This window comes from Pseudoalteromonas lipolytica (assembly GCF_900116435.1).
Classification (GTDB): Bacteria; Pseudomonadota; Gammaproteobacteria; order Enterobacterales; family Alteromonadaceae; genus Pseudoalteromonas; species Pseudoalteromonas lipolytica.
Genome location: NZ_FPAZ01000024.1, coordinates 33,517 through 46,627, shown reverse-complemented (window position 1 = coordinate 46,627; position 13,111 = coordinate 33,517). Strand labels below are relative to the sequence as shown.

The 13,111-nt window shown below is 38.2% G+C and carries 5 protein-coding genes; 1 reads left to right on the top strand and 4 read right to left on the bottom strand.

Annotated elements, in window-relative coordinates; genetic code table 11:
- Window positions 1-541: 541 nt before the first annotated feature.
- Complete coding sequence (locus BM378_RS19020; protein WP_074989797.1) at window positions 542-3,439, bottom strand: TonB-dependent receptor domain-containing protein; 2,898 nt, start codon at window positions 3,437-3,439, stop codon at window positions 542-544.
- A 1,099-nt stretch (window positions 3,440-4,538) separates the two neighbouring features.
- Here BM378_RS19020 and BM378_RS19015 point away from each other — a divergent pair.
- On the top strand, window positions 4,539-6,452 hold the full coding sequence (locus tag BM378_RS19015) for an alpha/beta hydrolase family protein (protein WP_074989796.1): 1,914 nt from the start codon (window positions 4,539-4,541) through the stop codon (window positions 6,450-6,452).
- Between the two features lie 332 nt (window positions 6,453-6,784).
- Here the strand turns inward: BM378_RS19015 and BM378_RS19010 are convergent, their stop codons facing one another.
- The 3 genes from BM378_RS19010 to BM378_RS19000 all read right to left on the bottom strand — a co-directional run bounded on the left by BM378_RS19010 (window position 6,785) and on the right by BM378_RS19000 (window position 13,060).
- Entirely contained in the window at window positions 6,785-7,702 is a 918-nt protein-coding gene (locus tag BM378_RS19010; RefSeq protein ID WP_074989795.1) for a class I SAM-dependent methyltransferase, read from the bottom strand.
- Window positions 7,703-7,882: 180 nt separating this feature from the next.
- Window positions 7,883-10,480, bottom strand: coding sequence for a TonB-dependent receptor plug domain-containing protein (locus BM378_RS19005; RefSeq protein ID WP_036969455.1), 2,598 nt, complete (start codon window positions 10,478-10,480; stop codon window positions 7,883-7,885).
- A 231-nt stretch (window positions 10,481-10,711) separates the two neighbouring features.
- Window positions 10,712-13,060 carry a DNA polymerase II gene (locus BM378_RS19000; RefSeq protein ID WP_074989794.1) on the bottom strand — a complete coding sequence of 783 codons (2,349 nt, stop codon included), beginning with the start codon at window positions 13,058-13,060 and terminating at the stop codon, window positions 10,712-10,714.
- Window positions 13,061-13,111: the final 51 nt, after the last annotated feature.

Here is a 13,111-nt window from a genome sequence, read left to right as displayed (position 1 = left end):
AGTCAAATCGGGGAGTAAAGCTGACAAGGTAAGCTTATGGGCAAATAACCTGCGGGAGCGGCTGCCATTTAATAAAGCAGTGGTTGCATTAGCGAATAAAATGGCGCGAATGGCATGGGCGATGACCGTAAAACAAGAGAGGTACAAATTTGTATAAAAACATTAACCGCAATTAAAAGACAAAAGTTCAATAGCAAAAATTGCAAAGATTGAGATTGACGGAAAACGGTTCATAGCCGTCCTATTTAAACCTGATAATACCAAAGGCTGTTAGAAGCCGTCGAGATTGATAAGGTGATAGGGGCGGATATCCATCAGGGCTAGAGCGGATAAATCTGCTCATAAAAAAGCCGAATATATGGCAGCAATGAACTTTGAAATTCTATCAATTACTGTCTTGCAATCGGAGAGAGTCCATATATGGTATTAATTCTTGTACGAAGGAAAGGCTATTGGAGCGTAATGATGAATGATACACCATAAAGAACAGGAACGTTCTTTATGGTGTATTTTATTGATAATACAGACTAATTATACTGTATTAAAATTTATAAGATGCTTGAAGGTAACCAAATCGACCGATATTGTCATAGATGGCTGAGCCTGCACCTGTACCCGTTGTGCTTCCTGGTAACCTACGGTTAAATAAGTTGTCAACACCCAGTTTAAGGCCAACACCATTTTCAAAGTTATATGCGAATGAAGCATCAGTTATAAAGTATGAGCCATAACGCATTTCACTTGATGGATTTGGGTTAGTATCTAACGACGTGTGATCATATAGTTCAACACCATCTATAAAGCGTGTGCTAAAACCAACTTTATAGTTATTGTAAGTATAATCAACGGTTAGATTACCTTGCCATGTCTCTTCACCTAAAACACCTTCATAATCAGTGTAGTTTTCTGGCTCTGCTGAGAATGGATAATCTTTTGCTTCAATTAGGTATGTACCAATGAAGCTAGTATTGAATCGACCACCTAGTGCGTCAAAGTCATATGCAAACTCAAAGTCAACACCAGAGTTTAAACTACGAGCAATGTTAAGCGCAAACCCTTTTAGTAGGGTAATTTCGCTCGTTTCAGGATCGCGAGTAATTAAATTACAGAATTGATTATCAACACCTGTAGGCGAATCAACACAACGGTCAATAATAGTTTGGAAACCGATACCACTAATTGTATCGTCAATGTCAATTTCCCAGTAATCCGCAGTTACGCTGAAGCCTTCTAACCAACTTGGTTGATAAACGATACCAGCCGTAATTGATTTTGATTCTTCAGGTTGCAAATCAGGATTACCACCGACTAAAGTTTCAAGAGTTGCGCTATCGTAGTTAGAATCGAAGTCTGCTGGAACACCTAATGCAGCACAGTTTGCAGCACGTATTGCTCTGCCCTCAGCGCTTAACTGATCCAACTCAGAAACCTTACAACTATCATCTACATTAGTAAATGACTGGCTCTGACCAGAGAATAGCTCGTCAATGTTTGGTGCTCTCATTGCTTCTGAAACAGTGAAACGTGCTCTCAACTCTGGGTTAATGGTCCAATCTAAACCTAACTTCCAGCTTGTTGCATCACCAATTGTAGAATAATCCGCATAACGAACAGCCGTGTCTAAAACGAGTGAATCGATTAAAAAGACTTCTTCTAGTAATGGAATCGATAATTCAAAGAATGCTTCAGATACATCATATCCACCATCGGTTTCACCTAGGGCATTAAAGAAAGTAGCCCCGGTTTTAGCAAATGGGTCTTCAATAGTGACGCTTGATTCGTCTCTATATTCGATACCACCGGCGAAACCAACCATACCCGCAGGTAATTCAAAAAGTGCAGAATTAGAGAATGTCGCATTAAACACAGTTTGCTCAATCTCTGAAGTTCCCACAGACGTCGTAGTTACATAGTCAATCGCTTGCTGACTAATAGCACCATCGCCCATAATATTAGCAGCTACACAGCCATCAGCACGGGCTTCTTCACTACGACAAACAATATTTCCTGCGTCATCAAAAACCGCATCTATTGCATTGGCATAATTAGCCATGATGACGTTTGCACCATTAATACGTTCTATCTCTGACTTACCATGTACCAAAGATATATCCATGCTCCAGTCTTCAGTCAAATTACCTTTGAACCCTGCTACGAATCGTGTTGTCTCACGCGTATTTTCTTCTAAGCGGCGACCGATATCATTGTACATTTTATTGACACCAATGATCGATAGACCTTCTTGATCCATTAGGGCTGCTGTATCTTCAGATAAGAAAGCATTATCACGCTTTATTAAGTTTGCACCACTGAAGAAGCGGAAGAAAGGCTGACCAATATTTTCCCCTTCGGTTTTAGAGTACTTTGCTTGGAAATATGCATTCAAGTCATCTGTAACATCATAATTAACTTTGAAATTTAAGTTAATGCGGTCAAACTTTGGCTGAATTTCCGAATATTGGCGTAAATTAATATAATCACAATCTGGGCCACCACAATATGAGCCGTCCTCAAAACTGCCTGTATTTACAGGTCCTAACGTGCTGTCTGGGTTAAATCGACCCATAATCGCACCAGTGTTAGGGTTCCAAACTGTACCCGCGTTAGAGATTAAATAATAGCCCGCATTTGGTACTACTATTTTGTCTGGAAAATCTTCACTGTCTAGCATATCTTCAGGTCTTTCCATACCTGTCACGACTTCATATGGCATCGAAGCATAAGATGTCGAAGTCCACGGGTTATCTAATGCATTTAGAGAATCCTGTGAATTGTATTCGAAAGAGATAGCCGCATTACCGCGCCCTTCTGAAAAATCTTGACCGTATGAAAAAGTAAACTTCTCATTTTCATAATTATTGTTATCCGCAAACCCTTTCGTTGCAGATACATTAAGGCCTGTTATTTCTTCTTTTAAAATGAAGTTAACAACCCCCGTTACAGCATCAGCACCATATACAGCTGACGCACCACCGGTGATAATCTCAACTCGTTCAATCCACGCACTAGGAATAGTATTTGTATCTACAGAAGATGTACCTGGGGCACTAGAAACGTGACGTTTTCCATCTACAAGTACTAACGTACGCTCACTACCCATACCACGTAAATCAAGTAAGCTTACACCGGCTGTACCAATAAATCGGCCTGAGTTAGCCAGTGAATACGTCGTTGCTAGTGCAGGTAGCTTGTTTAAAACCTCACCGATATTCATTGCACCAGTGCTTACTAAATCTTCACCTGTAATTACAGTAACTGGTGATGGAGAGATAGCCCCTTCACGAAAAATGCGCGAACCTGTAACCTCAATACGCTCAACTTTTTCTACGCCTTCATCATTTTCATCTGCCGCAATAGAGCTTGCAGAGAATAGTGAAGTTGACGCTGCACTGAAAGCAAGTGCTAAGCGAACGGCCTTCGAAACCTGATTATTTAACATTGTATTCTCCCTGGTCATATCCATATTATGACTTATTAATTTTTATTTAACCCCGCCATAGGCACTAATACCTTAATGCGGTGATTAAATACTAATATCCTAGATAACTTCTGGTCAACATGTTTTTAACTTGCGCCTTTTAAAATAAAATCAATATAAATACAAACGCAACAAAAAATAAAAAATTTAAAACAAACCAAACAATGTAAAAACAAAATTGCAACAATATATTAATAATGCATATTTAAAAAAAACATTAAAACCCCACTAGCTTAAAGGGAGACAGTCTAAAAACGCAGGAAAGAAGAGAGCATCAACCTTAAAACACATAAATCCAAAAAACAGAACAATGAACAACCACTAAGCTCATCACCTATAACGTCCTCATAAGTCAAAAAGGTTATAAGCACTGATGATTTGCTAATATAAAATACTAAAGACACAACTTTTCATAAATAAAAGTAGCTTTGATAGCCTTCGGCATAATTACCACCCGATAGACGGATCAGCTATGTACATTTACATGTCAAACTCACCACCCAATCATAAGCACTTGATTTTAATGTATTTTTAGTTTTAATGGCCAGAAAGCTAAATTTGAGACGCAGGAAAGATTTTAAATGTTCGAGATTAATGGCATATCAGTGTCAAAATATGCAGCTGCTATGCGAAATGAAATGGACGGCTACTTCATAACTGAAGCACTACCCTATTCTTAATTCAATATTGTTGAATGACAAAAGATCTAATATAAAAAGTAAAGAAGTGACATTTCTAAAAAACACCATTACAAATATAAAGTTTATTTTCATTCACGTAAAAATTAATAGTACAAAATATTAAATATAATCTTCCAAAACTTATTATAAAAACCCCTCATAAAAACACAAAAATTTAACAAACGTAAAAGCAAGCATTAAAAATAAATAAAGACATGAAACCATTGCATTCAAAGCCAATACCAAAGAGCTAGAACAATTACTTCAACCTACACTAAATTACATATGATAAAACTATGTTACAACAATGTATTTACAACACTTTCAACTCTGATATTCTTAATACCTACAATTAAAAAACCAAAAACAATTGGATTGATATGAGATATATAAAAAGTTTAGGCCTCTTACTTTTACTATTTAGCCAAATGACTTTTGCTAAAAACACCCTTGAAGACTTCTTTAACAGCAAAGATTATCAACAAGTAAAAATCTCGCCTAATGGAAAATACTTTTCGATTACATTTCAAGATGAGACACAAGTTAAGCTTGTGATTCTCGATAGAAAGACAAAAAAAGTGCTATCCAGTTATGGATTTGGTGAATATCAAAAAATAGCTAACGTCATCTGGGTAAATGATGAACGCTTCATCATGTCAGTCAAAAAAACCGTTGGTTATTTAGATACTAAAGGTGGTTCACCTTACTTCATAGCTTCAAACTTTGACGGCTCTAACCGACGGGAATTGTTAGCGTCACAAACATCGTTTTACAACATTTTAAGTATTTTACCTGACGACAAAGAAAACATATTAGTTACAAAACAACATTATGCTGATGATTTTGCAGTAAAAGTTCATAAGGTAAATGTTTATAATGGTCGTTCTAGTTATCAAGCAGATCAACCTAAAGAAGATGTCTTTGGCATGGTTGCAGATGTGTCAGGCCAACCAAGAATTGCTTTTAGTTATGTTGAAAAAGAAGAGCATGAAATGGGGAAAGGTGAACTCAACATGTTCTATAAAAAGACACCTAATTCAGACTGGGAGACATTTAACCTAGGAATCTTAAATTATAATCCTGGTGATAACCTTTCAATTATTGGCATGAACAAGTCAGGAAATTTAGCGTACTTTACTAATGACTCTACCACTAAGAACATAGCCGTATTTTCTTTTAATTTGGAAACAAATGAACTTAAGAAACTGATAGAAGACGCAGATGTTGATATTTCAACACCTATATATGGCTTTTCAGGTGAGGTTGTGGGTGTTACGTATGATCCCAATTACCCTGCATATCATTATTTCTCGGATGCAGGGGATAACGATGTTTTAAAAAGGCTAAGTGACTCATTCCACGCATATAGGCTAAGATTTACAAGTCATGCCAAAGAACAAAAGCTTTCTGTCTTTGAAGTTTCATCAGATAAATCACCCACAGAATTTTACCTTTACGACATTACCTCGAAGAAAGCGAGTTTTGTCGCTTCGATGAACGAGAAAATAAACAAAAAGGAACTAGCAACTGTAGAGCCATTCAAAATATCAGCACGAGATGGTGTCGTATTACACGGTTATATAACGATACCAAATAATAAAAAAGAACCTTACTCTGCAGTAGTAATGCTGCATGGGGGACCTCATGGTGTCAGAGATTTCTGGGGGTTTAATGCTGAAGCTCAGTATCTCGCAAGTATTGGATATGCAGTGTTGCAAGTAAACTTCAGAGGCTCTGGTGGCTATGGTAGCTCATTTTTAAAGAGTGGTTACAAAAATTGGGGTACAAAAATGCAAGATGATGTAACTGATGCCACCCACTGGGCTATAAAGCAAAAAATTATCGATAAAAATAATATCTGTATATATGGTGGGAGTTATGGTGGTTACGCAGCACTAATGGGCGCAGTAAGAGAGCCTAACTTGTACAAATGTGCTATTGGATATGTAGGCGTATACTCTATCCCTGAAATGTTTTCCAGTGGAGATATCCCAACGAGAGATTCTGGGGTGAAATTTTTAAATACTGTGCATGGTATGGACGTAGAAGATCAGAAATCTCGTTCACCTGCATATAATGTTGATAAAATTAAGGCTAAACTTTTTATAGCTCATGGCTCGGATGATATTAGGGTTCCTATGGAGCAATATGAAGCGCTAACTTCAGCCCTTGATAGAATTAATTACCCTTATGAATCAATGGTAAGAAATGAGGGGCATGGTTATCATAAGCCTAAAAATCGCACTGATTTTTACAATGCTATGACAAAGTTTTTAGATGAAAATCTTAAATAGAGTTTAAAGAACCAGAAATAAAATTAGCAAAATTTTAAGCCGTTAGTTAAATAACCTCTAACGGCTTAATGTTAAACAGAGTGTATATAATTAAGTTTATTAACCTAGTTGTGATACGCTTTGAGAAAATAAAAAAGTTCACTGCTCTTATAAATAGCGTGCATTAATTAATTTGAGCAGCTTATATTTACTAGGAAGTTTTTATAATGTTCATGCTTTTTTGTAACGCTAACTTAAATTTAAAGTCCTTTTATTAGTGATAAATACACAGAAACACAATAGAAATATTCAGTGGGAGACTCGTTTTAACTAAACAAGGGGCCCTTGCCTCTTTACTCGATAACAACGGTCCATGCAAAGTGTTCTTCATCAACGGACATTGGGTTAATACTTTTAATCTTTAATTCTAGACTCGCTTCATCGAATGCGCTGCGAATAGAGTTTTCAGTCATTGACACACGTGTTTGCTCTTCAAGCCGTTTAATTTGAAATTCAACATTAGTCTGTAATTTATCAATTGCAGTATGCGACTCTGAATTAATGTTTTGCATTATTCTTGCAACATTACTTACAACATCTTGAAACCACTGTAATGAATTATTGTCCAGTGAAAACTCATTTAGTGATTTAATGAGTTGTTTATTTTTGTTAGTAAACTCAAGCTGCTGATTTGTAAGCTTGAGATCAACCAATGTTTTTAGTTTTTCAAACAGTTCCAACTCAACCAAAGATTTAAACACTGACAGTCCTGCTGCCGAGTTTAGTGCAATTTGTGATGATGCACTGTGCATCATAAACACCGCTTGGCCACCTGGTTTTAAAACCCGGGTCACTTCTTTGAGGGATGATTCCCACGACGAATATTCGAAGCCAAATTGACTAACTAACAGATCAAAACAATCATCTTCATAAGGCAACTGTTCAAGGTTAGTCGCAAATGAAAAATTTATATCTTTAATGATTTTTTCTAATTTCACATCATTTGACTTTATCGAACTTACGTCTATGTCAGCCGCATCACAAGCATAAATATCAACCAACTTATTCTGTGAATTTGCCGCAGCTTTTAGCCAAATAGCAAGTGCCCCCTTACCGGTTGCTAAATCAAGTACCTTTAGATTTTCACTGCTTATTTCACTAAGAGTTTTCTGCCAAAAATGCAGTATTTCTTTAGGGTAACCAAACTCATTTTTAAGTTCTGCAAAACTTGAAAAACCATCTGTTGAATTCCAATATTGTTCCCAATGCATAATAAAGTCCGAATTTGATACGCACACACTCCAGCTCATATTATAAAGAATCAAAAAGCTAGATTCTATAATTAAAGTCTCTACTGTGTATTCGTATTAATAAAGAGGGGCGAAAGAGGTTATAAAATAAAAGAGCGACATATAATAATGTCGCTCTTTTCTAGTTAAACTTAAACAATATTAGAATGATTGTTTAAAGTTGAAGTACATGATACGACCGAAACCTGAGTATAGGTTGAAGTTGTAGTCACGACCATCATAAGCAAATAGAGGTGGCTCTTTACCAAATGCATTTTGAGCACCGAAGCTGATCTTAGAGTTCCAAGGCGTGTTATACGCTACTTGAAGGTCATGAGTTACCCACGTAGGAATATGACCAATACACTTACCATCTGCATCGATGTCTTCACATTGGCTATCAATAAGGTTTAAGTTCCAAGTTACATCAAAATCAGCAACTGAATAAACATTTGATAATGTTAGACGTTGTTGTGGTACACCAGGGTCTTTAACGAAGTTACGACCACCGTCCGTGCTGTAATCAAGGATGTGAGAGATGTTTAAGTTAGTTGTTAAACGACCTGCATCACCGAAATCAAAGCTTGAACGTGCTTTAAAGTCTAAACCAGAAGTTTCAAGTGTACCATCGTTACCGAAACCACGAACTACATTAGTAATACCGCCATTTGGTGCACGAGTTACTGTAAATGCTGGCGGAAGTGAGTCACCACGTAATGTTGCATCAATAATGTATTGAGAACCAAACGCACGGATACGGTTAGTAATCTCGATATCATAGTAGTCTAGCTCAAAATCGATGTTATCAGTCGCTTGATATACGATACCTAATGACATTTGCTCTGATTGCTCAGATTGTAGATCAGGGTTAGAGATAACAGTTGCATTAATTTGTGATGAACAACCAGCTGCCTCACCGATTGCCGCACATGTTAAATCATCGCTTACTGAGTCAGCAGACTCTGCTGGCTGTTGTGTAAGGTCTGGTAATGACGGTGCACGGAAACCTTTACCCCAAGAAGCACGAAGTACTAACGCATCAATTGGGTTATAACGAGCAGATACTTTTGGTGAGAAATCTGAACCATAGTCAGAATAATCATCGTAACGACCAGCGAAGTTTAGTTCAAATTGCTCAGTTACTGGTACTAGCGCTTCGAAGAATAGACCTCGAACAGAACGTGAACCACCTGCAGAGCTACCTGATGAACCACCTACTTGACCCGCTTCAGAAAGTGAATCGTAGTTATCAGCATAATCTTCTGTACGGTATTCAAAACCTACGAAACCTTGGATAGCACCAGCATCAGTTTCCATGATGTCAAATGCCGCATTCGCAAAGACTTCTTCTTGGTTAAATTTACCAGTACGAGACGTCGTTACAGTCATCGCGTTACGTACTTCTGCTGAAGCACCAAACGGGTCGTTTAACATGTAAGTACCGTCATTGATATACTGACGAGCGATACTACGAAGAATGTAACCACTACCTACGTTGTGGCTTTCGTTGATTGTTTTACGTGCGCCAGCTTCAACTGAAACACTACCAATCATACCATTAGTTCCGAATGTGATATCTTTCAACTCTGTAGAAAGGTTGTTATCACGATTACCTAGAGCAGCAAAACGGTGCCAAAAATCGAGTGGCTGTTGCTCAAGCTCTAACGAAGGATCGTAAATAGGGCTATCAGGGTTAGTTGGGTTATTTGGGCTATCCGCATCAATTTGGTCTGGGCCATATGCAGTCTCATCTAGACCTGGTGCGTAACGACCAAATGACTTAGTTTGTGCGATATTGATGTTAGAGAAAATGCTCCAGTCATCATTGATGTCAAAACGTGCTTTTACGAAAGCTGAACGGTTTTTAATTGACGCTTCATCAGCAGATACAGCTGCGAAGTTAAAACCACAACGCGCACCAATTCGGTAGAAGTTTTCGTTACCAACACCTTCACAAGTAGCTTCTGGCGAGAAGAAATCAAAGTTACTTGCACCTGGGATGTAATTACCCTCATCATCTTGTGCCATTGTTGTGAAGTTGTTTGAGTACACTGAACCACCTGGTGAATACCAAGGGAAGTCACGAGCGTAAACAATATCACGACCATTCCATGAAGCACCTGCAAGCACTGATGCATTATCAGAAGAAGCACCGAAAACTACAGAACCATTTTCACGATCGCCACCTTCATGCTCAATACGACCAGAACCTAATGTAACTTCTGCGCCGTTGTAATCTTTACGAGTGATTACGTTGATTACACCACCAATTGCATCTGAACCGTACAATGCTGATGCACCATCTGAAAGAATTTCAACACGCTCAACAGCTGCCATTGGGATGAAGTTTAAATCTTGGCTAGAACCAGTAAGTGTTGACTTAGGTAAACGACGACCGTCAACTAGAACTAATGTACGGTCAGAACCTAGACCACGTAAACTTACAGTAGTAGCACCTTGCGCAGAGCTACCAGACTGTGGACGAAACGAACCCAGACTGTTGAAAGTTGTGTTACGAAGTAGATCAGCAACTGAAGATTCACCACTAAGCTCAATTGCTTCACGGTCAATTACTGTGATTGGTAAATCAGTAGCCATATCAACACGCTTAATGCGTGAACCAGTTACTTCAATTCGCTCAACCTTTTCAGCACTTTCTTCATCTTCTGCTGCCATAGTGCTAACAGAAAAAGAAGCAGCTGAAGCTGCACCAAAAGCGATCGCTAAGCGAACAGCTTTTGAAACTTTATTATTTAACATTTGATTCTCCCTGGACCACTATACTGTGGCTATATTTTGCATAAGCTTGTTTATTATTTGTTATCGGACATGCGTCGCGACCAACAAATAATAAACAAATTAAACAAAATATCCAGAGTTTTGTTTATAAAAAATTAATAAATTGATACAAAAATTAATTAAACGCTCAAAAAAAGCACTATTTTAACATTAATAAAGCTGTGGAATTTACAACGCTTGGGCAAAAAACAATCAGAACAGCTGAATTTGACTAGAATATAGCCCCTTTGAATTAGTCCCTGAAACCTCAATAATCATGTTAACCAGTGGCAACAGCTGTTTATTAACATAAACACCATAATCGAACTTGTGATTTCCGGTATAATACTCAGCGCCTTTAAGCGTATATACGTATTCAATTACTTGACCTCGTTGTATTTGAGCATTGGGGTTATGTGCTAAATATTGCTTCGCAGCTTTGACATGAGGAGGGATATTTTTTTGATAGTCTGTTAGGTGTTGACCTAGACGTTTTCGATATACCAGTAGCGAGTCATACTCGCCTGCGTAAAGCTTTTCCACATAGTTATCAAATAGCTGCCTGATCAGCTCTTGGTTGTATTGTTCGCTAAATAAAATTTCAAAGAGTGCGACCTGAAACCTCTGAGCAAGCTCTGTCCAATCACTTCGCACTGTTTCCATTCCTTTAAACACAAGTGCTGTTTTGCCATGTTTTTCTACTCTACCTACATAGCGTTTCTTTGAACCGGTGGTTTTGCCCCTAATTGTCGGCATAAAAAATGGGCTGTAGTGAGTTTCAAACTCAATTTCTAAGAAATTTTCTAATTTATATGTTTCCTGTAATACATTTTCCCAGCGTTTGTTTATATTTCTTGCCAGCTTTGTACCAATTTCGTTACAGCTCTGAGAGTTTAATTCATCATCAAGTTTCACAAACGTGGAGTCAGTATCACCATAAATTACCTTATACCCCCACTCTTCTAGCCACTTTTTAGTAGTTTGCATAATTTCATGACCACGTAATGTAATTGAACTTGAAAGACGAGGATCGTAAAACCGACAGCCTTTCGAGCCTAAAACGCCATATAAACTATTCATGATGATCTTTATAGCCTGAGAAAGCATTGGCTGTTCATTGTCTTTAGCAAGTTGCCTCGTTGCGGCAAGTTCACGAATAAGCTCAGGTAGGTGGTGCTCTGTTCTTGAGAAAAGGGCTTGATTAAAGCCTTCAATTGCGTGATTAGGGTGTTTTAGACCCTCCACCATACCTAGTGGATCTATACAAAAAGTGCGCATTATTGATGGATATAAGCTTTTGTAATCAAGTACTAATATATTTTTATATAAACCAGGCTCCGAGGACATGACATAACCACCTGGACTATCAAAGCTAAGACCATGATCGCCTGAGTTTGGAGCTACATAACCACTGCGATGCAATAAAGGAAGATAAAGGTTAGTAAAGGCCGCAACGGATCCACCCATTCTTTCAAGCTCTAAGCCGGTTAGTTGACTTCGAACAACGGCAAAATCGAGTAACTTAAGCTTTTCGAAAATGCGTTGTACTAAAATGCAGTCTTGGCGGTTGTAGCAAGCAAGTGCGAGCTTATCTTCATTAAATTGGCGAACGATTTCGTCTAAGCGGTTATCTGAAGAAATTAGTTTTTCTTCACCTAACTCAATACTCGCCACATTCGCGAGGCTAAAGCTATCGTAGTGATATGTCGCATTTTTAAGTGTATCAATACCATCAATAACAACCCTGCCTGGGATCGTTAAACGTGTAAAATTACCAGTTCTGAGGGTCATTTTTTCATTGTTACGACCCAGAGGCAGCCCTACACCTAATGCTTCAGAACGAGCATGAAGTACTGTAAAATCAAACTCAATGACGTTCCAGCCAATAATAACGTCAGGGTCAATGACTTGCACACACTCACAGAGCTTATACAATAAGTCGATTTCATCCTCACACCATATAACATTGAAGTTAAGATCAGAGGTGTCCTCAGCTTTACCGATCATAAGAACAGCATCTATGCTCTTCCCGACTAGTCCTACTGAAAACAGCACCCCTTCTCCATCACATTCGATATCTAACGATACAGTCGTAAAAGTGGGTGTGAACTCGGTATTTTGTTTAAACTGAACGTCTGCTAATACGGGGTAAGGCTGACCTTTAATTAACCGTCCTTTGGCCCACACCGAACCTTTGATAAAACGCTCCATTAAAAACCGGTCAACCGGTCTAATATCGTCTTCGTAAACTTTGATGAAATGGGCTTTTAGCTGTTTTGCAGCGCGGTAATAATGCTTAAGTGAAGAAAAATAGCACGACACAACAGCCTGCTGCTGGAAGCTTTTTAATTGCACTGGCTTAAATTCACATGCCACATTGTGCTGTGCCAAGATTCGAGTTGCCGCAGCAACATCTTTTTCATTAATGAAAAAGAGCACTTTTTGCGGTGGGCTAATCAGCTTGACAGGTCCTTGCTCAGACAAAATCCACACCACAATGGATACGCCATGCGTACTATCAAAGCATTGTGTTGAAAGAATAAAGCCAGAAGTTAATTGCATCTATATGACCCTTTAAACCCAAATATGAAAATGCGAAATGCATAAAACAAA